The 25,736-nt window shown below is 39.5% G+C and carries 23 protein-coding genes; 3 read left to right on the forward strand and 20 right to left on the reverse strand.

The annotated features are described in order from the left end of the window. Window positions 1-20 precede the first annotated feature (20 nt). From BK009_RS10455 to BK009_RS10520, 14 genes are all read right to left on the reverse strand, one after another. Window positions 21-1,991: a molybdopterin-dependent oxidoreductase gene (locus tag BK009_RS10455; protein ID WP_100909546.1), complete on the reverse strand. Its 1,971-nt coding sequence runs from the start codon at window positions 1,989-1,991 to the stop codon at window positions 21-23. A 191-nt stretch (window positions 1,992-2,182) separates the two neighbouring features. Beyond that, window positions 2,183-2,371 carry a 4Fe-4S dicluster domain-containing protein gene (locus tag BK009_RS10460; protein ID WP_100905079.1) on the reverse strand — a complete coding sequence of 63 codons (189 nt, stop codon included), beginning with the start codon at window positions 2,369-2,371 and terminating at the stop codon, window positions 2,183-2,185. Window position 2,372: 1 nt separating this feature from the next. Further along, window positions 2,373-2,726, reverse strand: coding sequence for a NifB/NifX family molybdenum-iron cluster-binding protein (locus BK009_RS10465; RefSeq protein ID WP_100905078.1), 354 nt, complete (start codon window positions 2,724-2,726; stop codon window positions 2,373-2,375). 86 nt (window positions 2,727-2,812) lie between these two features. Next, the gene (locus BK009_RS10470) at window positions 2,813-3,001 is read right to left on the reverse strand and encodes a 4Fe-4S dicluster domain-containing protein (protein WP_100907296.1); all 189 of its coding nucleotides are present in this window, start codon (window positions 2,999-3,001) and stop codon (window positions 2,813-2,815) included. Window positions 3,002-3,059: 58 nt separating this feature from the next. Next, window positions 3,060-4,490: a nitrogenase iron-molybdenum cofactor biosynthesis protein NifN gene (gene nifN / locus BK009_RS10475; protein WP_232728094.1), complete on the reverse strand. Its 1,431-nt coding sequence runs from the start codon at window positions 4,488-4,490 to the stop codon at window positions 3,060-3,062. Then, entirely contained in the window at window positions 4,474-6,072 is a 1,599-nt protein-coding gene (gene nifE / locus BK009_RS10480) for a nitrogenase iron-molybdenum cofactor biosynthesis protein NifE (protein WP_100907297.1), read from the reverse strand. Before nifE ends, nifN begins: the two co-directional genes overlap by 17 nt. Window positions 6,073-6,151: 79 nt before the next feature. Further along, window positions 6,152-7,540, reverse strand: a complete 1,389-nt coding sequence (locus BK009_RS10485; protein WP_100907298.1) for a nitrogenase component 1 — start codon at window positions 7,538-7,540, stop codon at window positions 6,152-6,154. Beyond that, a complete protein-coding gene (locus BK009_RS10490; RefSeq protein ID WP_100907299.1) occupies window positions 7,540-9,030 on the reverse strand; it encodes a nitrogenase subunit alpha in 1,491 nt (496 codons plus the stop codon). Before BK009_RS10490 ends, BK009_RS10485 begins: the two co-directional genes overlap by 1 nt. Window positions 9,031-9,123: 93 nt before the next feature. Beyond that, the gene (locus tag BK009_RS10495; protein ID WP_100907300.1) at window positions 9,124-9,492 is read right to left on the reverse strand and encodes a P-II family nitrogen regulator; all 369 of its coding nucleotides are present in this window, start codon (window positions 9,490-9,492) and stop codon (window positions 9,124-9,126) included. Window positions 9,493-9,525: 33 nt separating this feature from the next. Further along, complete coding sequence (locus BK009_RS10500; protein ID WP_100905072.1) at window positions 9,526-9,843, reverse strand: P-II family nitrogen regulator; 318 nt, start codon at window positions 9,841-9,843, stop codon at window positions 9,526-9,528. 97 nt (window positions 9,844-9,940) lie between these two features. Beyond that, the gene (gene nifH, locus BK009_RS10505; protein WP_100907301.1) at window positions 9,941-10,768 is read right to left on the reverse strand and encodes a nitrogenase iron protein; all 828 of its coding nucleotides are present in this window, start codon (window positions 10,766-10,768) and stop codon (window positions 9,941-9,943) included. Window positions 10,769-11,005: 237 nt separating this feature from the next. Further along, window positions 11,006-11,773, reverse strand: coding sequence for an ABC transporter ATP-binding protein (locus BK009_RS10510; RefSeq protein ID WP_100907302.1), 768 nt, complete (start codon window positions 11,771-11,773; stop codon window positions 11,006-11,008). After that, on the reverse strand, window positions 11,770-12,807 hold the full coding sequence (locus BK009_RS10515; RefSeq protein WP_100905069.1) for a FecCD family ABC transporter permease: 1,038 nt from the start codon (window positions 12,805-12,807) through the stop codon (window positions 11,770-11,772). Before BK009_RS10515 ends, BK009_RS10510 begins: the two co-directional genes overlap by 4 nt. 134 nt (window positions 12,808-12,941) lie before the next feature. Beyond that, window positions 12,942-14,003: an ABC transporter substrate-binding protein gene (locus tag BK009_RS10520; RefSeq protein ID WP_100909547.1), complete on the reverse strand. Its 1,062-nt coding sequence runs from the start codon at window positions 14,001-14,003 to the stop codon at window positions 12,942-12,944. Window positions 14,004-14,747: 744 nt separating this feature from the next. On the opposite strand from BK009_RS10520, the gene BK009_RS10525 reads away from it, so the two are divergent. Further along, window positions 14,748-15,524: a DUF11 domain-containing protein gene (locus BK009_RS10525; RefSeq protein ID WP_100909548.1), complete on the forward strand. Its 777-nt coding sequence runs from the start codon at window positions 14,748-14,750 to the stop codon at window positions 15,522-15,524. Window positions 15,525-15,696: 172 nt separating this feature from the next. On the opposite strand, the gene BK009_RS10530 is transcribed toward BK009_RS10525, so the two are convergent. Beyond that, a complete protein-coding gene (locus BK009_RS10530; RefSeq protein ID WP_211290134.1) occupies window positions 15,697-17,565 on the reverse strand; it encodes a chitobiase/beta-hexosaminidase C-terminal domain-containing protein in 1,869 nt (622 codons plus the stop codon). Window positions 17,566-18,039: 474 nt separating this feature from the next. Between BK009_RS10530 and BK009_RS10535 the strand changes: the two genes are divergently transcribed. After that, a complete protein-coding gene (locus BK009_RS10535; RefSeq protein WP_100909549.1) occupies window positions 18,040-18,744 on the forward strand; it encodes an ABC transporter substrate-binding protein in 705 nt (234 codons plus the stop codon). A gap of 234 nt (window positions 18,745-18,978) precedes the next feature. Here BK009_RS10535 and BK009_RS10540 read toward each other — a convergent pair whose 3' ends face one another. The 3 genes from BK009_RS10540 to BK009_RS10550 all read right to left on the reverse strand — a co-directional run bounded on the left by BK009_RS10540 (window position 18,979) and on the right by BK009_RS10550 (window position 21,693). Next, complete coding sequence (locus BK009_RS10540; RefSeq protein ID WP_100909550.1) at window positions 18,979-20,046, reverse strand: ABC transporter ATP-binding protein; 1,068 nt, start codon at window positions 20,044-20,046, stop codon at window positions 18,979-18,981. Window position 20,047: 1 nt separating this feature from the next. After that, on the reverse strand, window positions 20,048-20,734 hold the full coding sequence (locus tag BK009_RS10545) for an ABC transporter permease (protein WP_100909551.1): 687 nt from the start codon (window positions 20,732-20,734) through the stop codon (window positions 20,048-20,050). Window positions 20,735-20,808: 74 nt separating this feature from the next. Further along, window positions 20,809-21,693: a substrate-binding domain-containing protein gene (locus BK009_RS10550; protein ID WP_100909552.1), complete on the reverse strand. Its 885-nt coding sequence runs from the start codon at window positions 21,691-21,693 to the stop codon at window positions 20,809-20,811. A 290-nt stretch (window positions 21,694-21,983) separates the two neighbouring features. On the opposite strand from BK009_RS10550, the gene BK009_RS10555 reads away from it, so the two are divergent. Beyond that, window positions 21,984-22,193, forward strand: a complete 210-nt coding sequence (locus tag BK009_RS10555; protein ID WP_100905063.1) for a TOBE domain-containing protein — start codon at window positions 21,984-21,986, stop codon at window positions 22,191-22,193. A gap of 63 nt (window positions 22,194-22,256) precedes the next feature. Here BK009_RS10555 and BK009_RS10560 read toward each other — a convergent pair whose 3' ends face one another. Next, the gene (locus BK009_RS10560) at window positions 22,257-22,946 is read right to left on the reverse strand and encodes a phosphotransferase (protein WP_100909553.1); all 690 of its coding nucleotides are present in this window, start codon (window positions 22,944-22,946) and stop codon (window positions 22,257-22,259) included. A 135-nt stretch (window positions 22,947-23,081) separates the two neighbouring features. Then, the gene (locus BK009_RS10565; RefSeq protein WP_100905061.1) at window positions 23,082-25,610 is read right to left on the reverse strand and encodes a hypothetical protein; all 2,529 of its coding nucleotides are present in this window, start codon (window positions 25,608-25,610) and stop codon (window positions 23,082-23,084) included. Window positions 25,611-25,736: the final 126 nt, after the last annotated feature.

Genomic DNA, 25,736 nt, shown 5'->3' on the forward strand with positions numbered 1-25,736 from the left:
TTATTTTTTTTAAAAAAATTTCACCTTTTTTTCTTCATCTTAACAAATGTTTCGTAGTATGGAGCGCCATTTCCACAATCACTTATTAAATCCGGTGTTAAGATGTTCACACATTTATTGTACTTATTCCACCCTCCCCTGTTGGTGAGAACATAGTCAGTTCTCAGGGTAGCGTTCTTTTCAGCTTTAACTAAAAGTTTTCCTTGCTGAGATTCTAACCAAATTTCTTCATTTTCTTCAATATTTCTTTCTTTTAGAATTTTAGGATGCACCTGTACTGATAAAACACCATTTTTGTGTTCATTTTCAGGTATCTCTGAGCCTATCCATTCTCGGGGGCTGACTGATAATAAACGAAGGTTAAATTCATCATTTTGTCTGAAATTTATGTTCAATGTCATGTTTCCATTTTTAATGTTCAGTTTTCCTGGGAATTCATATTTTCCTGATTCAGTTTTGAACTTGCCATCTGTAAATGGGGTAATTGGGGCTGAAGGGAATCTATGGGGCTTTCTTAGGAGTTCTTCCAAAGGTATTCCAGCATCGATTATAGGGTTTGCCAGTTTACTCAGCCAGTCACGTGGTGATCCACCCATTTCATCTTTAAAACCTAATTTTGTTGATAATTCTTGTAATATCCTTAACTCCGATCTAGATTCACCAAGAGGCTCAATCACAGGATTCAAGGGTGATATCCAGTTATGACCATAACTTCCCACCAGATCTTCATCTTCCAAAAAAGTGGTTGCAGGTAAAAAGAGGTTTGCTACATCTGCAGTGTCATTTAGGAAATGATCTACCATTATAACATCATCAACACTTTGAAACGCTTTTTTCACGAGGGATGAGTTTGCCAACATGGCCAATGGATTTCCTGCAGTGATGAAGATAAGTTTAATAGGCGGATCTTTCATTTGGAGAATAGATTTACCGGCGATGGGTATGGTAATTTTCCTTTGATTAGGTGCCTGGGCATCAAGGGCATACCGATGGTCAAAATATCCATATTCATCAAAACCATGGCTTACACCCCCACCACTTTTACCTATATTTCCAGTAATGGCTGCCAGTGCATCGATGAAACGGAAAGTTAGATGGCTTTGCTGGTAACGCTGCAATCCCCAACCTAAAATTATACTGCTGGGATTACCTGTTGCGTACCATCTTGTGATCTCATATAATTCATTTAAGGGAACATCAGTTATCTTGGAAAGTTCATTCAGGCTGTACTCATTCAAAAACTCAATGTAATCCTTGAAATATTTAGTATGGCTGGTTATGAATTCTTTATCGGAAGATCCATCTTTTAATAGTATTATTGCCATGGCCATTGCTAAAAATCCATCAGATCCTGGGGCAGGTTGTAGGTGCATGTCTGATCTTTTAGCTGTTTCGCTGGTGACGGGGTCAATTGTTACTAGCTTAGCACCTTTTTTTCGTGCTTGAAGAAGGATTTTCCACAAGTGAATATCAGTAACCGCTGGATTCCTTCCCCATATCAATATAACATTGCTGTTAAGGTGATCGGTAGGGTCGTGTGAAATTCTCACCCCCATATCCATTTCTTGACCTGCCTGACCTGTTCCTCCACAAATTGATCCGTAAAGGGTAGAGACACCACCTAACAGGTTAAAAAAACGGCGATTTATGATTCTGAGGGCAGTTCTGGCCCCATATCCTTGATAGTAAAGAATGGACTGGCTCCCGTAATTATTACAAGCATTTCTTATTTTGTCGGCAGTTACATCCAGGGCTTCATCCCAGCTTATCCTGATCCATTCTCCATCTTCCTTCTTCAGTGGGTGCAATATTCTTCTCTTACTGTAAAAACTTTTTTTTAAATAACTTCTGGTGTTTCCACAAATAAAACCACGCGTAATTTCATGTTCAGAGTTCCCTTGGAGTTTAGTTACCCTTCCATTTTCTACTTGTGCAATTATACTGCACGTTCCAGGACAGTCAGCTGTACATGTGGTTAAAACTTCCCTCATAATATCTATTCTCTTGTTATCTTCGAATTTTTAAATATTAATATTCAAATTTAATAATTCAATTTTTTTTAAAGATTTTTCCAAAAGAATCATTTTTTCTTTTTTTGTAATCTAAATATCCACGTTGCGCTTTGTAAGGTGAGATTATTTAAAAATATTAAAAAATAAAGATAAATCAGGTATTCAAAGGTTCATTCGCTTATATTTATGGCTGAAGAAGGACACAAGTCCTGGCACAGTTCACATAGAGTACATTCGGCTCCTGATCCAACAGCTATTCCATCATTTTCCAGCTTAAAAATGGACATCGGGCAGGAATCCACACATTCTGCACATTCTTTTCCATCACATTTTGTATGATCAATCTCTATTTTGGGCATTTTATTCCTCCACATTACTATTCGATTTTATTTCCCGGATAACTGAAGTAAGATAACTTGTTATTGCATTATTTATGGTCTTATTTTTAGATTCTACTACTTCAATTCCAATTTCCTGTAATTTTTGACGGGGTTCGTTACCAATTCTTCTGCAAAATATTACTTTACAATCTTTCAGGATTTCTAAACCTCTTTTCCAGCGATATTCATGATCGTAAATGGGGTTTTTATTTTTTTCCCTTAATTCTACAAATTCAAGACCACTTTTTCCCATCTGGAAGATGAGGAAGTGCTCGGCCTGTCCAAAGTGCTGGTCTACTTTTTCACCATCGCTAGAGGCAACTGCAATCTTCATTTAATCCTCCAGGGCATTGGTTTTTTTAACATTAATCCACTATGTTTCCCCTTATTTTTTTATTCACTTTATTCAGCCTCATCTTTCTATATATTTATCGTAATTGCTGTTTTGGGACATATTTCTAAACATTCCTTACACATTTTACAGTAAAGAGGGGATGTTACTTTTACACCATCATCTCTGGTGGTGAAAACATTACTGGGACATACATACGCACATTTAGAACACTTTGAACCAATGCAAAGTTTTTCATCCAATATGATATTGATCATGCCTTTTTATCCCTCTGTTAGGTTTCTTAGCCCATTATTTCCATTTAATCTATTCCATTTAATTTAATAATTCGTAACCCGTTTCATCATAATAATGCTGGATTATAGTGTTTGTTAACTGATCTAAAAGACTTAAACCACCTTTATAACCTAAAATACAGATTCTCTGAGCACCCACTCGATCAAATATAGGGAATCCTACTCTAAAGAGGGGTATATTTTCAGCAACAGCTATACGGCCTCCGTAAGAGTTTCCCATTAACAGATCTGCTCCTGTTTTTTTAACCTGTTGGTGCAGATCATAGAGATCCCCACCATTGACCACCACGGGGTCATGACTTGTTTTTGAGGTGATCTTGCTGATATCTTCCTGGAACTGGTTACTTTTAGTCCCGGTAGCAATAATGGATGGCTCCATACCCATTTCAACCACAAAACTAACCAAACCTGAGACCAGGTCAGGGTCTCCATAGATGGCTACTTTCCGTCCATGAGTATAGGTCTGTGAATCAACCATTCCATCCAACAATCTCCCACGATCGCGTTCCAGTATGGATGGGATGGTCTCAACATATTTAAGGGAGGAAAGAGTTTCAATGAACCTATCGGTGTTTTTCAGCCCCACTGGGAGGGATAATATGGTATGGGGTACACCAAATCTTTTGTTCAATAACTTTCCTCCCGAATCTGCATGTTTGGAGAGGGTTAAGGTAATTTTTGAATTAGCAGCCCGTCTGATTTCATCTAAAGTTGTTCCTCTGGAAGGTAAAAATTCTACAGAACCAGTAAGAGGTGCATTAAGTGACTCGGAAGTGTCAGTAAGGATAATGCTATTTAATTCCATTAATTTGATGATTTCTTTAACTTCTTCCACATCTGCAGGGGACAAATTCCCGGGGATAATGTTAATCACGTTATGTTTTTCTTCACTTTTAGGGGGTAAGGTGAGATTCCTTAGGAGTGAAACAATGGTTTTATCATAACCTTCCACATGAGAACCACTGTAACTGGGAGTGGAAATGGACACTATGGGCGGGAATTCCTCGCCCTGATTTTTGAGATAAGATTCACGGAATTTCTTTATTATTCCTTCAACATCATCGCCAATGGTTTCAGTAAGGCAACTGGAAGTAACGCCAATCAAAGCGGGATTGTACTGTATTTTAATGGTCTCCAATGCTTTTATAAGGTTTTTTTCACCACCATAAACTACTGTGCCTTCACTTAAAGAAGTTGATGACACGTTAATTGGTTCCCTGAAATGACGGCATAGCTGAAAGCGCATGTAAGTACTGCATCCTTGTGAACCATGAATGAGGGGCATGGCACCTTCAATACCCAGAAGTGCTTGAACTGCACCCATAGGCTGGCACATCGTGCAGGGATTAACCACTGCAAATTTTTTCTGATAAGGGGGTTCAGACTTTTTTTCACATCCAGATTCATCATGAAATGAATCGTTATTGTGGTTATCATGAGCCTTGTACAATCTCAGTCACCTCCTTTCTGGGTTTCTTCCCTATAGATTTGGCAGTTAAAATGTCAGGTTTAGCTGGTGGTTTAATTTGAGGGGAGTGATTCCATACTGGACTGGAAACTGCACGATCCACTTCACGGGCGAAGTTTAAAAACCCTTTAAAACCAGCAAAAGCGCTGATACGGTCATGATTGAAGTCACAAAAGGCAATTCTCATTTTCAGTGATAGGTACTTTTCTTTGGCTCCAGAAACCAGTAAATCGGGTTTATATTTGCCTAGGAGTCGGGCTAGTTCCATGGCATTGGCATCATCCACAACTAGTGTTCCATCCCGTACAGTTTCTTTGATACGTTGATAATCTTCAGGAAGGCCGTTCTGAGTTCCAGTCAGTAAAACTTCCATTCCCAGTTCCTCAAATGCACGTATAAGGGACCAGGCCTTATTACCACCCACGTATACTGCTACTTTTTTACCACTTAAACGTTGACGATATGGGGCAATAGACTCTTCCACAGTTTCTGTTTCTGTTTCAATAATTTTTTCAACTGTTTCTATCATTTGGGGGTCATTGAAAAATTTAGCAATGGCCATTAATGATGATGAGGTTTCTTCCACTCCGAAAAAGTTCACTCTTATCTGGGGAATGTTGTAGAGTTCTTCCATGGCATCTGCCAGGTAACGAGATGATTTTTGGCACTGTACCAGGTTTAACTGGGCTAAATTGGCCTGGGCTATTTCTTCAACTGTAGAATCTCCAGTTACCACAGCCTGTATGGAAACACCTATTTTTTCCAGAAGTGGTTTAATTGCCCAGAAATCTCCAGCAACATTGAATTCTCCCAGGATATTCAGGCAATGATCTGAGTTATGGTCTTTTACTTCCTTTCTGTTTACATTTCCTTTATTTTGAGGAGGTTCTGTTCCAATAAGATACTCAAGGAGGGCGTCACATGCCAGTTGATGGCCCAAAGATTTGTTAACACTCCGGAAACCTTCTGATTGAACAGGTATAACTCTTGAACCTGTGATTTTTCCTGCCTCACCGCAAACCCTTTTAAGATCATCTCCAATTAATCCTACCACACAAGTGGCATAGACGAAAATGGCAGCAGGCTCAAAAATCTGGTTCAACTCTATTATAGTCTCCAAAAGTTTTTTCTCCCCTCCAAATACAATATCTCTTTCTTGTAGATCAGTGGAGAACCCATTACGGTAAAGTTCACAACCAGAAGAACGGGTTCCCCGAATATCCCATGTACAGGAGGCACATCCCAGTGGGCCGTGTACCAAGTGAATGGCGTCAGTAATGGGCATTAAAACCACTCTGGCCCCACCATAGACGCAGGATCGTTGGGTGACCATTCCTGGAACGCTAGCCTCATTACAGGAAGGAATTGAATTTGTTCCATCTTTTTTAACACACATGTGTTTTTTACGAGATTTAAGAGTCTTTATAATCTCCGATGGAATTTCAGGAACCTTGATATTCATCTCAGATTCCTTCAAAACTTTAATATTCGTCAAATCATTGGATGAAATCTTTCCGTCCTCTGTTACATAATCCTGTTGGTTTGAGTTATTTTTATTTTGCATTAGATGACCATTAATTTGCATTTATCATTTCTAAGACATTTATCCTTTTTTTTAAAATTTAAAAAAATATAATGATTTTTCACTGTTGTAATTTCCAGTGTTCTTGGTCATAATATTTTTCAAACACGGTATTGGTTATCCTGTCTATCAGGTTTACTGAACCATTGTATCCAACAATAGGAATTCTATGATAACCTACTCGGTCATATACTGGATACCCAACTCTTATCAATGGAATATCTAGTTGTTTGGCAAATAATCTACCATCAGAGTGTCCAATCATTAAGTCCACAGAATCTTCCTCCAATCGAACTTCTAAAGCTCTCAGATCGCTTCCGATCATTACATCAACTGGTTCATCAGATTCTTTGGCCACTATTTCCATTTCGCTGATAAATTCTGGGTTTTCAACACCAGTACAAACCACTGAGGGGATCATACCCAGTTCACATACAAAACGGGCAATACCCGCACTTATGGCTGGGTCTCCGAATATGGCCACTTTTCTCCCGAAAAGATACCTTGATGAGAGATCAGCCATTGAATCAATTAACAGTCCTCTTTCATCTAGTATAGAATCAGGGACCTCTAAGCTGGTGAATTTCTTTAAATTCCGAATGAACTGGTCTGTATTCTGAACTCCTATGGGTATAGGACCCACTGCAGCCGGGATATTGTATTTTTTCTCCAGTGACTGTGCACCTGAACCTGCATATCCACACAATGATATTGTTCCCAGACTGTTTGAAGAATCAAATATTTCATCAACAGTGGTCCCTCCTTTGGGATAAAATGGTTTTGTTTCAGTTACGGAAGGTCGCAGTGGTGAATCAAATGGGTCCGAGATATCGGTAAGTACAATGCCTTCAACTCCCATTAAGCTTAAAATATGTTTTATTTCTCGGATATCTCCAGGGTTCACTATCCCGGGGATTATATTAATTTTTTCATTGGGATGGGTAGGATCTTCAGCTAAGTTATTGACTAAAGCTTTAATTGCATTATCATAACCTTTAAAATGGGTTTCAACAAAACTAGGGGTGCTTATGGGCACGATTTTTATTTTTTCTGCTTCTGTTGTCCCCATTTTTTGTTTCAGTTCTTCCCGGGCTATTTTTATGAAACCCTCCATGTCATCCCCAATAATTTCACTGGAACAGGTACTTATGGCACCTATCACGCTGGGTTTGAACCTGCTTGCCAGATTTATGATACCTGATATCAGGTTTTTCCTTCCTCCGAAGACAGCAGCGTCTTCGTGCAGTGATGTTACCGCAATTTCTGATGGTTCACGAAAATGGCGTGAGAATGAATACCGGACGAATGTGGAGCATCCTTGAGAACCGTGGACTAATGGAAGGCCATGTGTTATCCCTGAAATCGCATACATGGCCCCCATGGGCTGACAGGTAACCAGGGGATTGATCACCGCAGTTCGATCCCTTTTCATTACATTGACACAGCTCATTAGACGACCTCCTTTCCTGTTTTTTCTGAGCTTATTTTTTGTTCACTTGATACTCCTGATTCTGTTTTTAATTTTCCATCTTCTGGGGTTTCTTCAAATTCCAGCATATTCCACACTGGATTATAAATTGATGCGTATATATCTTGAGCCAGGTTGATGAATCCTTCAAACCCAATGTAAGGTCCATTTTCATAGGAATGGATTAATACACATGGTACTCCAAATTTATGGGCTATGTATTTCTCTTTTATTCCTGAGAGTATGATGTCTGGTTTGTAGACTTTGATGATTTCTTCCAGTTCCAGTGAGTTGGGATCGTCTAATATTACGGTTCCTTCACCCACACGTTCTTTGATCTTTTCATATCCATCTTCGTGTTCAAACATGGTTGAAACGGCAACAGTTTCCATTCCTAGGTGTTCTTTTAATGGTTCGGGAAGGTGCCAATTTTTAGGTCCTCCTGAAAAGACCCAGACTTTTTTGCCTTGAAGTTTTTCCTTGTAGAAATCTAATTTTGGCTGTATTTCTGCCATTTCCTGTTGGATTAACTTTTCAGCCTTTTCTTCAAGTCCAAAATGTTTAGCCACAGTCATCAGGTTCTCTGCACAGTATCTTGGTCCAAAAAAGTCCACTTTAATGTAGGGGATACCATATTTTTCTTCGATTAAGTCTGCAATGTAGGTGGCTGATCTCTGGCATCTCACCAGACTTAATTTAGCCTGGTGCATCCAACAAATTTCGTCATGACTGCAGTCCCCAGTGAATTTGGAGAGCAATTTAATTCCAATTTCGTCAAAATACTTCTCGAGGACCCATAAGTCTCCGTCGATGTTGTATTCGCCTATGAGGTTAATATCGTAGGGTGTTGTTTCAGGAGGTTCTTTGGTTCCAACTAATTTGTTGAAGAGGGTTAAGTTACCCACATGGTGCCCTTTAGACTGGGTAGGCCCTGAAAACCCTGGAGCATTGAAGGCAATTACGTCTTTTCCAATTTCTTCCGATAGTTCTTTGGCCACTGCATCCATATCATCCCCTATAAGTCCTGTGGTACATGTGGCGTAGGTGTATATAGCGTTGACGAATGGGAATTCTTTAGCAGCTTCCAGAATAGATTGTCTGAGTTTTTTCATCCCTCCGAAAACCACATCTGATTCTTTAAGATCAGTTCCCATGATGTATTTCAGGTTAAACTGGTCAATGGGAACTTTATCTCCATTGGGAAGATCCGGTGAAGTGGGATATCTTTTACTTCCGCAACCGTATGTGGTACATCCTACTGGGGAATGGACTACATGGATCACATCCTTTACAGCTCCGGTTATAACACCTTTAACTCCTGCAAATGCACATCCACGTTCTGTCATACATCCAGGGATGGTGGTTGTATTACATTTTGGGATTTCATCGGTTGGATCAGCTGAGTCTTTCACATAGGTATGTTTTTTTCTATCTGGAATTTCTTTATCCACTTCAAAAAGTTCATAGGGCATTTTTACTCTCCTAAAATGCTAAATTCTCCGTTATTTTTTTAATTGAATAATTTTATCTTATTATCTCCTGTTAAGCAATAATCTAATATGAACCTAAATCAGGGCTTTAGTCCCTCGTTCATTCGTTCTTACCCTCACTGCCTCATCTAAAGGGCATACAAATAATTTACCATCACCGTTTTGTCCGGTCTGGTTAACTCTCATAATGGCTTCAACAATTAAAGAAACATCTTCATCGGGTACAATTAGCGATATAAGTCGTTTAGGTATGTATCGCATGGTACCTTCCTCTTTTAGAAGGGTTTCGTTCTGTATGTCGAAGGATACCTCTCCAATTATTGCTTTTTGTTTTCCTCGTCCCATTACCCTCTGTGCGGTCATTGCCGGAAATCCAAGGGCGTTTAGAACGTCCTTAGTTTGAGTCATTTTGTTGGGGCGGATGATTGCGATTATTTCTTTCATTAAATGCACCGACTTTTATTTCCATAAATTAAGTTAAAGTTCACTACTGCGCGTTCGCACGGTGTAAGCTTCATCTACGGGGCTTACGAATATTTTACCGTCACCAAAACTCCCGGTGAATGCAGATTCATTTATTAATTCAACAATTTGGGGGGTGGCATCGTCTTCTGCAACCAGTAGAATCATGGTTTTGGGTAGTTCATCGTAGTAGATTTTATCCACCTGAATACCCTTCTGTTTTCCACGTCCAATGACATCCATTTTGGTTAAAGCCACATAACCAGCTTCGGATAATGAATCAACAACTTCTTCAGTTTTATCTGGACGTACAATTGCTCTAATCATTTTCATTTTCTTAATCACCATTAAATTATTGAATTTTAAATTCTATGATTATTTATTACCATTCCAACTTACTTCTGGGGTCTTTTTTAGTCTAATAGGCTTTTTAGTCTACTAGGCCATATTTCATAACCATTTCTTCCAGTTCTTCCATACTCATTGGATTGGGAATTACGAAATTTTTGTTTTCAATAATTTTCCTACCCAGTTCCTCGTACTCATGGGCCTGGTTACATTCTTCATCAAAGTCCACTACAGTTCTTTTGTTGAACTCTGCTTTCTGCACTATGTTGTCCCTGGGGACGAAATATATTAGTTGAGTTCCAATACGTTTACAGAATTCTTCCAGGAGTTCTTTTTCACCATCCACGTTTCGACTGTTACAGATTATTCCGCCTAGTCTTACTCCGCTTTGTTCTGCGTATTTTACCATACCTTTACACAGGTTGTTGGCGGCGTACAGTGCCATCATTTCTCCGGAGGCTACCACGTAGATTTCTTCTGCTTTCCCGTCTCTGATGGGCATTGCGAATCCTCCACACACAACATCCCCGAGAACATCGAAGAAAACAAAGTCATTGTCTTCATATACTTTCAACTGTTCCATTATGGTTATGGCAGTTATAACTCCCCTACCTGCACATCCAACACCAGGTTCAGGTCCTCCTGATTCAACACATTTTATTCCTTCGTAACCTACGGACATAATTTTGTCCAGGTCCATACAGGCTTCTTCTCCCTCTTCCCGGAGGGTGTCCATCATGGTTGTCTGCATTTTTCCCCCAAGGATCATTCTTGTACTATCCGCTTTGGGGTCACAGCCGTGTATCATCACTTTCTGATCGTGAAAGTGTGCCATGGCTGATGCTGTGTTTTGAGTCGTTGTTGACTTTCCAATTCCACCTTTACCGTATATAGCTATTTTTCTTACCATTTTGACCTCTCTTGTTTGGTTTTCCAATAAAGTTAAACCGGAAGAAGGAAACATACTTCCGATGACTTAGTGTTGGAAAACATATTATATAAATGTTGGGGTGGGAAGAAGTTTTTCTAAAAACTTTTTAGTAACAATCAGAAAAAGTAGTTGAATATTTACCCATTTTTTTAGGGGTACTAAATTTTTTCCAGGGGTCATTCAATAAATTAACATTATTTTAAGCGATTATTGATTTTACGGAATACAAGCCATTCTTTTCCCAATATCCATTACTTTGACATCTATGCCATAGATCCGTTTCATATTGTCAGTGGTTATCACATCTTCCGGTTTACCAATGGCCATGAATTTCTTCCCATCCATAAGTGCCACTTTATTGGCGGAAATAAAGGCATGATCCGGAAAATGGGAGGACATTATCACCGAAAGTCCATTGCTGGCCAACTGTTTTATAATATTAAGGGTTCTAATCTGATTACCAAAATCAAGGTGTGATGTGGGTTCATCCAGAATAAGAATACTCGGTTCCTGGGTCAAAACCCTGGCAATGAAAACCAGCTGCTGTTCACCCCCGCTTATCTCGGTGTAGGGTTTATCCTTCATATGCTCTATATTGAGAGATTTAAGGGATTTAAGAGCAATCTCATAGTCTTTTTCTGAGGGGGATTCAAACATATCCAAGTGGGGGGACCTACCCATTAACACCACATCCAGGACAGTAAATGGAAATGTGGAGTTATGAATCTGTGGGATGTAACCAATCTTCTTGGCCAGATCTGCACGGGAAAAAGAATTCATATCCTGGCCATCAATATTGATCTCTCCAGAATGGGGACTCATCAAACCGGTTAAACATTTGATCAGGGTAGTTTTACCGGTACCATTGGCACCTAAAATACAGAAAATATCTCCACTGGAAACACTAAAATTTATATCCTCAAAAATATTTTCGTTATTATCATAAGCAAATGAACAACCTTTTATCTCCATAATGGGCTTCATACCCATACCTCTTTACTTTTCCGGAGAAGATACAAAAAGAACGGAACTCCAATAAGTGCGGTGAGTATTCCTATTGGGATTTCAACTGTGGTGACTGTCCGGGTAACATCATCAATTAGCAGGAGGAAAAATGCGCCGGTAACCACACTGGCCGGCAGGAGAATTTTATGATCAGGCCCCACAATCATCCGGGTAACATGGGGTATAACCAGACCTATCCAACCAATAATTCCGCAGATACTAACTGATGAAGCGGTTACCACTGTACAGCATAAGATTATAATGGCCTGTAACTTTTTGGTATCCACCCCCATGGTCTGGGCTTCCTCTTCACCCATGGAAATAACGTTAATCCTCCAGCGGATAAGGAGAAGAATCACTATTCCTATGATCACCGGTATCCCCATCATGACCAGTTTTTCCAGGGTCACTGCTGAAAAACTCCCTAAAAGCCAGAAAACAATGGTGGGGAGTTGTTGGTAGGGGTCAGCAACGTATTTTGAAAGGGCAATCATGGCTCCGAAGAATGATTCAATGGCAATACCACATAAAATAAGGGTGAGAATGGAGGTTCCTTTAAAAGTCCGACTTATAAAGTAGGTGAGTCCCACTGCAAGTAAACCACCAAAAAAAGAGAAAACCTGGATTAAAATCGTCCCCAAGGAGAATAGTATGGCTAAAGCAGCAGCAAAACCGGCACCTGCAGAAACACCAAGTTTATCCGGTGCAACCAGTGGATTTTTAAATAATCCCTGGAAGGATGCTCCGGCAATGGACAAAGCGGCTCCCACTAACATGGCAGCCAGTATACGGGGTAATCTAACTTGGAATATTACCGTTTCCATTGATGGTGGGACTGTGGAGTTAATGGGTATTATCTTGGAAATCATGGTAATTACCACATCATAGGGTGCAATGGGGTACCTTCCAACTAAAAAGGAGAGAAAAAATAGGATAATTAGAGGTATGCACAGTATCATAGTTACGGATATGTTGTGGGCGGCGATATGCTCCTTGATTTTTGTTTTGAACATTCAGTATCACTCTGATATTTATTGTCCTGTTAAAATGCTTAGTTCTATCTTATTTTTTTTAATAGTACGGTAGTTATCATTGTAGTCCTTAATAATCAATGTATTCAAACTGGTTGATTCACAAGCATCACTTATCATGTTTTCAAGCCTGATGAAGTGATTATAGAGTTTAATTCTTCATCAGTCAGGTTATAATGGTAGAAATTGGAGTAAAATTCCCGGGTAATGCTCTTTAAGTCCATGTCACTGAATCGGTCGGGGTAGAGTACTTTGGCGGTCCAGGGAATTCCTAGAATGGTGTTAGCTCCGGGGGGGTTTTCAAACCAGTTAAATGGTGAATTCGGCACTAAATAAACCTGTTTATCCTTAACTGCTTTCACATTTTGCCAGAGGGGGTCTGAATAGATTTTCTGGTAGAATGTCTCATCACTGGCAATTATAACATCTGGATTCCATTTCAAGACCTGTTCAATGGAAACCCCAACACTACCCTTGGTTATGGGTACCTGGGCAACATTTATACCCCCACACATGTCTATGAGCTGGGTGTGGGAGGATCCAGAGGGGTTGGTCATAAGACCGGTACTGTCCCGGGAGTAATAAACACGTTTTTTCTCACCTTCAGGTATGGAAGCAGTTTTGCTTTTTACTTCACTTAGCATTTTCTGATGGAAGGACACCAGTTCACTGGCTTTTTTTGACTCACCCACTGTTTTTCCAACGAAATTTATTGACGAGTCAATGTTGGTTAGATTGTTATCTCCCTCCACATCCAGAAGGGGAATAACTCCCAACTTCTGTTGCATGTCATTCACATCCTCCACGGTAATTCCGTGGCCCACAAAAACCAGATCAGGGTTCATGGATATGAAACTTTCATAATTAGCATCTTTTTTACTGCCCCCTAATACTGGGAGTGTCTGATACTGGTGGGGCATGAACCTGTTTTGTGCTGCACTTCGATTAGAATCCCATCCAATTAGCTTATCAGGGGCCAGCATGTATATCTGAACCGTGGTTGAGTAAGAAAAAGATGCCACTCGACTAACATTGGTGGGAACTTGCACATTACGGCCCAGCATATCAGTGATCTGAGTCTGATTACCAGAACCCGTATTCAAAGTACTGGTATTCAAAGTTAGACCAACAACAGTGATTAACAATATCACTATAACTATCATTATTTTTTTATTCATAAAAACCTCTCAAACAGGATATTAAAGGTTATTTCTCCCCTTTAAGGCATAAAATTTTTAATTGAATTTTTGTTGTTCTTTGAAAACCTAATGGTGTACGCTGATTAAAATTTGACTAATTGATCATAGTATTCATTGATATGCATATATACTCATATCACTATCGTAAATAAAAATTTTCCTAAAAAAAAATCTTCAAAACTCTGGTACCATCAAAACTGGTTGGTAAAGGATAACACTCAATAAGGACTGTTTGGGTATAAATGGTAGTTATAGTTAGCTTTAGCTAAGATATGCATGGATTTTCCCTCTCATATTGGTAATAAATCCAATTAATGCTGTTAATAAATACTGTTATGTCAACATGCCGATAATCCTTTGGCACTAATGATTGGGGGTATTGATCATTTTAATCATTCTCATTGTTGGATGATACTTTTCACGCTCTAAATAATGATAAAAATCTTTATTTTCTATATTTTATCTATTATTTTTTTATCTATATACTTTAATAATTTAAAATTAACTAATATGATTGTTGGAGTGTTTTAAGTGTCCCACTGCCAACTTAATCAGATACGTATATATGTACATATCGTTAAAACTATTTCTGTCAGTTGACGACTTTCCAATCCAAATCATGGAATTAGTTTGAGTATTATATACTGAAAAAATGGGTCTATTAAATCATTATTTTCCATTCATTGGTTAAAAAGGAAGACAAATGTTAATGAGGGATTTTATATGAATATGGGTAAGTTAACGTTGGCCATTTTAATGAGTTTTATACTGATCGCATCAACGGCAGGATGTGCTTTTGCCGGTGCAAACATTGCTGTTTCTTTTAACACAGCATCCGCAGAGGTAGGTGAACAGATAAGCTTGACAGTTGCCATCACTAATACTGGTCCTGGTGATTTGAGCGATATAACTATTTCAGCACCTCTACCATCAGGTTTGAAGTTCATGAGCAGTGCCACTGGGACCACTAAAAATCTCTACGATGTAAGCACTGGGGTGTGGCAAGTGGATAACCTGAGAATGACTTCCAAGGACGGTGGGAAAAAAACATTAACCGTGACTGCTGAAGTTCTACCTGAAGCAGCTGGTAGAACACTCACTGCTAATGGGGCATTTTTAAGCGTCACTAATAGTTCTGGACAATTACCACTGAAATCTGCTCAATCCCAGATAAAGATTAAAAGCACCACTGTGGAAATTGAAAATGGGGAAAATAATACTGAAACAACAGGGAGTACTGTCACTAAAGTTCCAATCACTACTGTAAACCCATCAAAAACAAGTTTGGTTGTGGATAAACTTAAAGAGAACAATACCAGTGGCAACAATCCCCTGAATTTACCACAGCAAACCCCTCCAAAATCTTATGAAGTTTTCAATTCCACCAAAGACTCTGAAAACAATGACGTCCCCACGAGTACCTATGCTGTTGTTGCTCTAGTAGGGATCGGAGTTCTGATTGTTGTTGGATATTCACTGGGAAAAAAGAAGATAATATAATCCCTTTTTTCAATTTATTTATTAGATAATGGGTTTCTCAAAAATTCCTTATTTTTTTTAATTATTTCATTTTTTTGATTATTTCTCAAAATTAGCAATAAATCTTGATGATTACTGAAATTTAAGATAATGTTTCTAAAAAAAGAAAGTAAAAAAAAGAAAGTTGTGGAAATTATTTTTTTCTACTTAGGGTTATACCACTTCCAATACAGAGAATACCAAGAACTAGTCCAGCTAGGGGTATTCCAGTACTTTGCATAGGCACGGTTCCTGCTTGAACATTGGATGTAGTCTGAATACTGGTGGTAGTTGCTGCATTAATGGTATTAGATTTTTTTGATGCAGTAACCAGTAGAGATCCAATGTTGTTGATTAATCCTGGGTTGTAACTGCCTACAGTAACGGTGGGCAGTATGTTGTAAGCCCCAGTGCTTAGTATGTTCAGGTCAAGCCATAGGTAAGGGTCAACATTTGCTGCTACATCTCCAACGGTCCAGGTTATGGTTCTTGTTGTTTCATCGTAGTTCACTGTACCCTGGTCCACGTTTGCGCCTGAGTATTCTAGTCCTTCTGGGATCACGTAGGTGAATAATATATTACTGGCGTCTCCTGGTCCGTTGTTACCTAATTTGAAGGTATAGGTTACTTTGTCACCAATTTGGGGGTTGTTGATGGATGGAGTGATCTGCACGTAGACATCAGATTTGATGTTGTAGGTCTCAGATTGGATATTTCCCTGATTTCCAGCGGTATCAACTGCCATGAATTTCAAGGTGGTTGTGGTTGAAATAGGGATTGCTCCGTTGTATTGGGTACTGGCAGGTGTTGGATCAGAACCATTAGTAGTGTAGTAGATGGTTGCTGGTTCGTTGGCGGTTAAAGCCACATTTTGGGGAGTGTTGTAATTTCCACCAGTAGGGTTAGCAGTCACGGTCGGGGGAGTTGTGTCTGGAGTTGGTTCGGTAACCGTAATGTAATTACTTTTAACATCGCTAGCACTGCCCCCTGGGCCTGTTACTGTTAGTTTGACGGTGTAGGTGCCGGCAGTATTGAAAACCCAACTAGGATTCTGTTGGGTGCTGTCGGTTGTTCCGTCGTTGTTGAAGTCCCAGGCGTAGTTGGTGATGGTTCCGGTTGATGTGTCTGTGAATTGTACGTTGAGTGGTGTGTTCCCGTTTGTTGGGTTGGCATTGAAGCTAGCTACTGGTTGTACCGGTGGTTCTGTGGTTCCAGTCACGAAGTATCCAGAAACACCAGTGGCAGTTTGAGTTGCTTTATTTAACTTGTTAGTCCACTGTACACTACCAGTCACCTGACCTGATTCTGGTGTGGTTGAAAAACCATAGGCATTAAAAGCTGCTAATGTGCCCACAGGTAGATCCTGGAAAGTATATTGGATTTTTATAGCTCCATTATCTATTAAAGAAGCATAATTGGATCCAACCAGAATTCCGGAGTAGAGGTCAATTAGCATGATGTGGAATGTATTGGCACTATCGGTCATGTCCTGTTTTTCGAATATGGGATAATTAGACTGGTAATATGGTCTCCATATCTGTGAGTCGTAAAGGAAATCAGATTTGTAAAAAGTTTCATCCAGAGTTGATGGCTTGTAGGTAAGATCTCCTTGTTCTGGAACAAAACCTGATGCGGGTGTCCATGTGTAGCCACTGGCTTTGATTTGAACCTGGAAATTGTCGGGTATGGTTCCGTTAACTGCCAACATCAGAATACCATTATCCACACGGCCCTGTCCCCCGGTAGTGACTATATAGAATGTTCCGGACTGTTCTGATGTAGTTGTAATTTCTGCAGTAGTACTGCCAGAGATATTGTTTATTTTCAGTGAATTAAGCCCTCCTGAACCTTCACCACAAAAGTAGTCGTATGTTTCATTTCCATAAGTATCAATTCTAGCACCTTGGTCATTAGAAACCTCTAGGTTAGCGTAGTTGTTATCTGGCATCTCAGCAGCAACAACAGTTCCACATAAGATAAGAGTCAATAGACAACTAAGTGCCAGAAAAATATATCTTTTCAAATTGTATCACCTCCATTTTTTCTACAAAATTTCTTTCATAGATATGCATAAATTTGCATCTCATATATTTATAGTTTCATATTCATTGGAATTAATTGCTAATTACGTATTTTTTTAAATTTTTGCCAGTTATATAATTTAAAAAATTGAGAATTAGATTTAATAATATCTTAAAATACTTTAAATTGTTTTTTAAACTAATTTTTCAATTTTAAAATTTTTTTTAGCTGATATGCATCTTTAGTAATAATGGCTGTTTATAATATAATTTAATCTTTTTATTTCCCAATTATCCTTATCTTCTTGAAAAATTATCATAATGATTAATTTGCATCAAATCGGGTGAAATTTAGTTTATAGTAGTACTTGAGTAAATCAGTTAAAGCTATGTTTAGAATTTTTTAGAAAATCTTTAAGAATATGAAATGTATAAGTTATCATGTCGAAGTAGTGCAATTTAGGAGTTTTAATATAATGACAATATTCGTATGCATGGATGACACAGACAATTTAAACTCACGTGGGACTGGTAGGCTGGCTCGGGCTGTTGCAGCTGAACTGGCCAAAACTTATCCGGTTAGGGGAGTTACCAGACACCAGTTATACGTCCACCCGGACATTCCCTACACTTCCCACAATAGCTGTGGGGTTATTCACATTATTGCAGATGGTTACCAACATCTGGACGAAATTTTTGAAATAGCCCGGGAAGAGATGCTCAACGACTTCATTGAGGGCAGTGACCCTGGACTATCAGTGGCCAACCATGAACAGATAAAACCATCCCTGATTGCCTATGGAAAAGATGCACAGTCTACGGTCTTAACCCAGGAAAAAGCCCGCACCCTGGCCAAAAATTTAGGCATACGTTTAGAAGGGCTGGGAGGGACTGAAGATGGTGTGATTGGTTCCATGGCAGGATTGGGACTTGCATTAACCTCAAATGATGGTCGTTTTTTAAAGATCGGGACCATAAGGGAATTAGTTGGGCCACAAACTGCTCAGACCTTGCTGGATGCGGGGATTGATGATATTTACACCACAGATGGTCGGAGGGTGACCACTGGGATCATCTGGAATGATGAAAATAAATCAGTAAAACCATGCCCGGTAAAGGACCAAGTGATCCTTTTTGTGGAAGAAGTAGATGGGGAACTGAAGGCAGTTAAAAGAAATTAACATTTACCCTCATTTAAATCAATTCCTAACTTCCTTTATTATTTTTAATCACATCCACATTGATCTTACCCACTCAACTTAATGCCCTGATTTCATTAAACTCCTCAGGGATACACTGACACTACTTGATTCTATTAAAACAATAAAACTTCCTGTATTAAATCAATATACCATCATTAAAAACTATTTAATATTATAAAAACATTTAAAATAAAAAAAATTAGATTTCAGGTTTTAAACTTGGAAAACATTCACTGCTGAGGCTTTAAATTGTAACCATACCTTGGAACCTATGGTCAGCCCCATATCAGCAAAGGATTTTCGAGTCATAAAAACTGAGAAAACTTCACCCACATCAATTTTAAGATCCAGAATACCTCCAGAATCCTTTATTTCTTTTATTTCTCCATTAAATTCGTTAAGAGCGCTGGTTTCGACTTTTAATTGGGAAATGGTTATGTCTTCTGGTCTTATGCTCATGTAAACATCTCCTTCCAGTGATGCTGATGAATAAACATGTAAGGTTCCAGTATTGATCAAGGCCAGGCCCTCTTCCACCCTACGGGAACTTCCCTTCTTCACATTCTTCACCCCCACAAAATCAGCCACAAATCTACTTTTGGGTTTTCTGAAAACCTCTTCTGGCTTACCAATCTGGAATATCTTCTTATTAAGTATGGCAATTTCATCAGACAGGTGCTGACCCTGTATCAGGTTATGGGTGGCTATGATAATCGTGGTTTCCCCTTCATCCCGTAGGTTTTCCATGAAATTCTCAATTTTCTCAGTGGACTGGGGATCCAGGTTGGCAGTGGGTTCATCTAAAAGTAAAAGCTCAGGATCAGTAACTAGAGCCCTTGCCAGGGCCATTCTCTGAGTTTCACCCCCAGAAAGGGTGGATGCATACCGATCTTCATAACCAGAAAGACCCAATGATTCTAAAAGGTATTTAATTTTTTCCTGGTAAGAATCCTTGTTTTCCCCCCTGATCTTCAAACCATAACCTATGTTCTCATAAACAGTTCCCTTAAATACAATTGGTTTCTGGAAGACCATTCCAATCTTTCTTCTAACATCAATACGTTCCTTTTTTGTTTTAGGAATTTCCTGACCATTGAAGATAATCTTTCCAGAAGATGGGGTTTCAATAAGGTCAATTATACGTAAAAGGGTGGTTTTACCACACCCTGTGGGGCCGATAAGTCCCAGGGTACTCCCTTTTTCTAAATAAAGATTAATATCTTCTAATATATTTTTTCCGTCGTATTTTTTTGATAGATTTTGAATTTCCAGCAGATTCATTTTATTTCTCCTGGACGTAGTTTAGTACTAGATTTATGATTAGGGCCAGAATGAGCAGAATGATTCCTAGGGCTATGGATAGCTCTACGTTTCCTTTTGATGTTTCCAGAGACATGGTGGTGGTTATAACTCTGGTGTAGCCTCTTATGTTTCCTCCTATCATCATTGCCACTCCTACTTCAGATAGGGCCCTGCCAAATCCCAGGATAAGGGCTCCTAATAGGGCGTATTTGGCTTCGTGCATAATGGTTTGAATAGCCTGAAATTCGCTGGCCCCTAAAGATAATGACAGGTCCCTGATTTCATCTTTAACCCCACTTAATGCCAGGATTGTGAAACCAGCTATAATGGGAAGTACAAGTATGGTTTGGCCCATTATCATCCCTCCGGGCGTAAAAAGTAGGTGCAGGTCGCCTAATGGTCCCTGGTTGGATATTAACAGGAAAACCAGGAGGCCTACCAGAACAGTGGGCATGCTGTAAAGGGTCTGTATGATGTTAATCAGGGTTCTTTTCCCCCGAAACTTACGAAAGTGTATGTATCCTCCTACGGGAACTGCAATTAAAGCAGCGATAATCGTGGAGGTTAGGGAAATGTAGAGTGTTCGCAGGGTTATTTCAATAACTTCTGGATCCAGAGTTACCAGCAAGTGTATTGCTTCGAAAAATGCATTTATGATCTCGTTCACTTAACCACCAAAAAAAGAATCATATGGGGAATTAGATTCCCCCTAAATAAAAAACTAACTATTCAACAGTAGGGTTATTTGGTTGGTTCGGCTTGTCCGGCCAGTGGTATGAATAACTGTTGACCGTACTTTTCTTTACCGTACTCACCAACAATGTTTTGACCTTCGGTTGAAAGCACAAAGTCTACCCATTTCATTGATGCGTTGTAGTTAACATTGGAGAACTTCTCCGGGTTCACTGGTATCATGGAGTAAATGTTCAGCAGATCTTTACCCTGGGTAACGAATGGTACCAGAGTGATGTTACCTTTGTATGCCAGGTATGTGCCTGAATCGGATAAGGTGTAGGCTGTTTTCTCATTGGCCAGGTTTAATGTGTCTCCCATTCCTTTACCGGATTCAATGTACCATTTTTGCCCCTGTATGGTGGTGTTGTAGTCGGCACCGGTTTTATTCCAGATCTGAATTTCTCGGTTGTGGGTTCCTGAATTATCTCCACGGGACACGAATTTCACCTGATCCGGATTTGCTGAACCAGTGGTGTTGATTTGTTTGAATGCTTCTGTAGCGTTGGTTCCATTGATCTGGGCAGGGTCGCTTGCAGGTCCTACGATGTAGAAGTAGTTGTAGGCGAACACATTACGTTGGGTACCATAACTTTCATTTATGAACTTTTGTTCCTGAGTTTTGGAGTGAACCATTACCAAATCCACGTCACCTTTTTTACCATATTCCAGGGACTGCCCTGTACCTGCGGCAATAAACTGTACATCAATGTTGGGGTTCTGTTTTTCGAAAGCTGCTTCTAATACTGTTAACAGACCAGTATCTTCCAGACTGGTGGTGGTAGCAATCTTAAGGGTTTGTTTACCTCCGAATCCGCTGAAAGCAAGGCCTGCTACAGCAACAATTGCAATAACTATAACTGCTAGCAATGCTATTTTTGTATTTCTTTCCATTACAATCTCCTCTAATGATATGTATTAATTGGTATATTCGATCTGCATATATAACCATATCGAATTTTATGATAATCAAAGTTTCAAAATTCAGGCTTTAATAGCTCCATGGTAACAATTTTATCATAAAAGTTGATGAAATTTGATTTTAGACATTTTACTTAGTTAGTAGTAACAATATAATGATAATAGGGATAATACAGGGCTGAAAATTTGAAAATCAAAAAATATATTTCATGGTTTTAACAAATAATAACACGTTGAGAATAGATATTTTAAGGGGTAAAAACATGAAAATAAGCGCTAGAAATGGTATTAAAGGAAAAGTAGAGAAAGTAGAGGAAGGACCAATCACTGCCAATGTTAAAATAAAAATAGAGGCTCCAGATGAGATTACTGCGGTAATAACTAAAGAATCAGTGAAAGATCTTAACATTAAAGTTGGGGATGAAGTGGTGGCAATTATTAAAGCCACTGAAGTGATGATTGGCAAAGAATAACCAGTTGATTCAGGGTACACTTCGAACAATGATTCATCCATTTCTATTCTTTTTTTTAATATGTCATACACGATTAAAATTTTGACGTCTTCTATAGGCTTCTCTAGCACTTTTTGCTATAAAATCAGATATATTCCTAATTTTGGTCTCTGAAGATTTTTCATAAGACTTCAAGAACCAGTCAACCATTTCCAGCCTGAGGGATGTTAATGGTGGGGAGTTGGTAAGAAGAAAAAAACAGATCTCACCTAAATCTTCACGGGGATCTCCTATTTTGGTTTCCTCAAAATCCAAACCACAGATCTCAGAACCGGTCCAGATGAAATTGCGCAAATTACAGTCACCCTTCAAAAAACTACCCGTATTATCTTGAATTCCATGTAAAGAGGCTACCCAACATCCTAAGTCTTTCAAATATTTTTTAAATTCAATATCTATGCAGTGGTCACCATGACCATTTTGTTCTTCCAGTAAATGGGAAATGGTTACTCCTGGTACATATTCCAGCAAAAGGTAATCCTCTGAATCATCTGGTGAGGATCTGTACACTACCTTCGGAACCCTAACACCTTTAAACTCTAATCTTTTTAAATTAATAGCTTCAACAAATGAATTAGATTTTTTTGAATCTTTATTATATATTTTGAGGACATAAAAATTATTAGAAGCTGTTTTAACCTTGTAAGCCTGGTTTTTAAAACTTTTAAATTTTTCCAGAATTTTAAGGCACCCTTTTTGACAGTGAAAAGCCATTTTTTTCTCCAAGTTTAGGTGAGTTATTGTAGATTGGTCTTTCAGTTGGGGGGATGTTTAATTAAAGTAAGTCCATCGATTAGTTATTTAAAAAAATAGGGAATGAGGAGATAAAACTCCTCCAATTTGGTAATTTTATTTTCCTAACCGCTCTGATCCCCAGACTGCGGCAGCAATGCTGTCACGTGCCAGGTACAATATGGTTGCGGCAACAGCCACCATTAAAGCTCCTAAAATCCAGAATAATATTCCAGAATCTGAGGAAGCAGATTCGGTTCCAGGTACAGTAGTAGCAGTGCTGGCTGCTGGTATTGGTAAACCTGGAGCAATATTGGCTGCAGATGATCCCTGATCTTGTAGGGTGCTGGTGGATGTGAATCCGCCAATAAATCCAGATAACTGCTGTCCCAGGCTGCTTCCCTGCCCATTTCCACCAGGAATTACTGGGGTTGGTGTGGGGGTAGGTGTAGGGGTGGGTATCACGAAGTTTTTGATGAAATCTGCTGGATCTCCACCGGCAGCAACCATGTTGCTCAGATCACTCTGAGTTAGGGGTATGGTTCGGACCACGCTAAATGCGGTCTGAACTGTACTGTATAATGCTTTACCAGGGAAAGCCTGGTCAAGGTACCAGATAGCCCAGTACATGGTTTTGTAGTAGTTGCTGTTGCCTGGTTGTAACTGGTTGATAACCGCAGTGTTCAGGTCCAGGAGCATTGCTTCACCAGTGTTGGTTGCAGTATTCCATCGTACAAATATACCTGCCGCACTGTTTTCAGTGGAGTATCTAAGCCCAGTGGTGTAGTAGGTTCCCTGTGCAGCGGATAATCCCAGACTGTCAATTAGAACCTGTTCTTTGCAGTGTGCGGTTATTGCCAGGTAGGTGTAGATATCGTTTGCACTTAATGGTAAGTTGTTTTTGACGTAGTCGGCAATGATATAACCTTGGGTAAGTCCTGAACCAGGACAACCTCCGCTAATTGCTGATTTTAAGAAGGCGTAAGGCATTCCATAGGACCACTGGTTAGCCAAGCTCACCAGGTAATAATCCTGCTGCGCAGAGTCTGGTATACTGTATGTGTAGGCATTGTATACTGCTACAGATTTATCCCAACCTTCTGATCCTGATCCACCTGCCAGATTAGCCCCGCTGATGTCGAAAACATCATAGGAAACACCATTGTAAACCACAGGTAATACTTCCAGAGTTTGGGTATTCTCATTGTACTGAAGCAATACTGAATTCAGCTCCCCATTAGCACCTTTTTGAGTGAATAAGAACCATAAAGGTGTCCATATTCCTCTTTTGAGGCTGAACAGGTTATTTATAGTACTACCAGTCATGCTGATAATTCCATCTAAGGCTCCCAGTGTCCCCTGGTTGTCCAGAAGACTGTACCCTGCTGAGGTTATAACCAGTAGGTTGGAATCTCCGTTGTTGAATCCCAGTAATCCCTGGGCTATTTGGGCTGCTTGAGAACCGATAGCTTCCATTGTTGCGTAATTGTTACGGGGTAGAATGTTCTGGTATTGGTAGTTGTGGGCGTAGTTAGGGAGATTGTTGATGTATGCCTTGTCAAACCCATGTCCGGGGTTGAAGATCACGTTGGTCCTGGTAGGGTCATTGGGGTCCATTACCGCTGTACCCCACAGGTAATCGAAATCGGCTTTGTTGATGGTGGCTAGCTTATCCACGGTAACCAGTGAACCTGGATCAGTTTTCATCTTGGCAAAGAGCCAGGTCATGTATTTGAGCTCACTTAAACTGCCACTTACCACGTTTATACCGGTTTGTGCTTTGAACTGGTTTAACAGGTTGGTGTTGTGTTTCATTAGTGCCAGAATACCGGTTTTGGTGTCCATATTCCATATGATGTAGACGTTTTCGTTGGGATCACCATTATTGAGTGCTTGGTAGTTGTAAACCTGTGATGATCCGCTTCCAACCCATTTTAAAGGTACCACATCCAATATGGTCATGGGGATGTCATCGTCTCCAGCACCAGGACTAACCATTACATGGTAGGATTGCTGGCTGTTGGCCAGTGGGAAATTTTCATAAAAGCTCTTTGAGGATACATAACCTGTTAAGAGCCCTTCAGAAACTCCACTGGTACCTGCAACTTTCAGAAGATCACTGGGCGCTCCATTTGCCCACAAATTGGCAATGGCTGTTATATCAAATGCGTTGTTGCCCAGAGCGGCTTTTATGGTGTTCCAGTTGGATTCAGCCATGTTCTCTGCGATGTAAACTGTTGCGCCTGAAGTTAGTGTGCCATCAGAGTTAACCAGGAACCGTTTGGCTAAAAGTACGTTGTTTTCTTTGGTTACAAATGTATATTCCAGGGGGTCGTTAGGTTTGTTTAGTATTACCAAGTTTCCTTTACCATAGGTTACCTGCTGGTCTGGGTTTAGGGGTGCGGTGGTATCAACCACTGCTTGTTGTCCACCTTCGGTACTGTCACCGTTTAGTTCTGCTGCACCGGCATTGGTTATTACTAGTGTTCCATCGGCAGAAGTGAATCCTAATTGTGCGTCTGCAATTGCATTCTGCGTTGCCTCTTGTCCTAAGTTATAACTTTCATTTTCAGCAGCTGTTGCTGCTCCACAAATGGTCAAAGTGAATACAAATGCTAGCGTTAGTAATATAGCTGTGTTTTTCACTTTTTCACCTCCATTTAATTTTTGTTATGTAAAACAAGATTTAACGAATTATATATAAATACATATCGATAATATAAAATTTTGAATAAATCTTGTTTTGATCTTTTAATTTAAAATAAAGATCAA

The organism is Methanobacterium subterraneum (genome assembly GCF_002813695.1).
GTDB classification, from domain to species: Archaea; Methanobacteriota; Methanobacteria; order Methanobacteriales; family Methanobacteriaceae; genus Methanobacterium; species Methanobacterium subterraneum.

What these genes read in the sequence shown, in the direction of transcription:
- BK009_RS10455 (WP_100909546.1), bottom strand. Translation starts at nt 1,991, where the DNA reads ATGAGGGAAGTTTTAACCACATGTACAGCTGACTGTCCTGGAACGTGC.
- BK009_RS10460 (WP_100905079.1), bottom strand. Translation starts at nt 2,371, where the DNA reads ATGCCCAAAATAGAGATTGATCATACAAAATGTGATGGAAAAGAATGT.
- BK009_RS10465 (WP_100905078.1), bottom strand. Translation starts at nt 2,726, where the DNA reads ATGAAGATTGCAGTTGCCTCTAGCGATGGTGAAAAAGTAGACCAGCAC.
- BK009_RS10470 (WP_100907296.1), bottom strand. Translation starts at nt 3,001, where the DNA reads ATGATCAATATCATATTGGATGAAAAACTTTGCATTGGTTCAAAGTGT.
- nifE (WP_100907297.1), bottom strand. Translation starts at nt 6,072, where the DNA reads ATGCAAAATAAAAATAACTCAAACCAACAGGATTATGTAACAGAGGAC.
- BK009_RS10485 (WP_100907298.1), bottom strand. Translation starts at nt 7,540, where the DNA reads ATGAGCTGTGTCAATGTAATGAAAAGGGATCGAACTGCGGTGATCAAT.
- BK009_RS10490 (WP_100907299.1), bottom strand. Translation starts at nt 9,030, where the DNA reads ATGCCCTATGAACTTTTTGAAGTGGATAAAGAAATTCCAGATAGAAAA.
- BK009_RS10495 (WP_100907300.1), bottom strand. Translation starts at nt 9,492, where the DNA reads ATGAAAGAAATAATCGCAATCATCCGCCCCAACAAAATGACTCAAACT.
- BK009_RS10500 (WP_100905072.1), bottom strand. Translation starts at nt 9,843, where the DNA reads ATGAAAATGATTAGAGCAATTGTACGTCCAGATAAAACTGAAGAAGTT.
- nifH (WP_100907301.1), bottom strand. Translation starts at nt 10,768, where the DNA reads ATGGTAAGAAAAATAGCTATATACGGTAAAGGTGGAATTGGAAAGTCA.
- BK009_RS10510 (WP_100907302.1), bottom strand. Translation starts at nt 11,773, where the DNA reads ATGAAGCCCATTATGGAGATAAAAGGTTGTTCATTTGCTTATGATAAT.
- BK009_RS10515 (WP_100905069.1), bottom strand. Translation starts at nt 12,807, where the DNA reads ATGTTCAAAACAAAAATCAAGGAGCATATCGCCGCCCACAACATATCC.
- BK009_RS10520 (WP_100909547.1), bottom strand. Translation starts at nt 14,003, where the DNA reads ATGAATAAAAAAATAATGATAGTTATAGTGATATTGTTAATCACTGTT.
- BK009_RS10525 (WP_100909548.1), top strand. Translation starts at nt 14,748, where the DNA reads ATGAATATGGGTAAGTTAACGTTGGCCATTTTAATGAGTTTTATACTG.
- BK009_RS10535 (WP_100909549.1), top strand. Translation starts at nt 18,040, where the DNA reads ATGACAATATTCGTATGCATGGATGACACAGACAATTTAAACTCACGT.
- BK009_RS10540 (WP_100909550.1), bottom strand. Translation starts at nt 20,046, where the DNA reads ATGAATCTGCTGGAAATTCAAAATCTATCAAAAAAATACGACGGAAAA.
- BK009_RS10550 (WP_100909552.1), bottom strand. Translation starts at nt 21,693, where the DNA reads ATGGAAAGAAATACAAAAATAGCATTGCTAGCAGTTATAGTTATTGCA.
- BK009_RS10555 (WP_100905063.1), top strand. Translation starts at nt 21,984, where the DNA reads ATGAAAATAAGCGCTAGAAATGGTATTAAAGGAAAAGTAGAGAAAGTA.
- BK009_RS10560 (WP_100909553.1), bottom strand. Translation starts at nt 22,946, where the DNA reads ATGGCTTTTCACTGTCAAAAAGGGTGCCTTAAAATTCTGGAAAAATTT.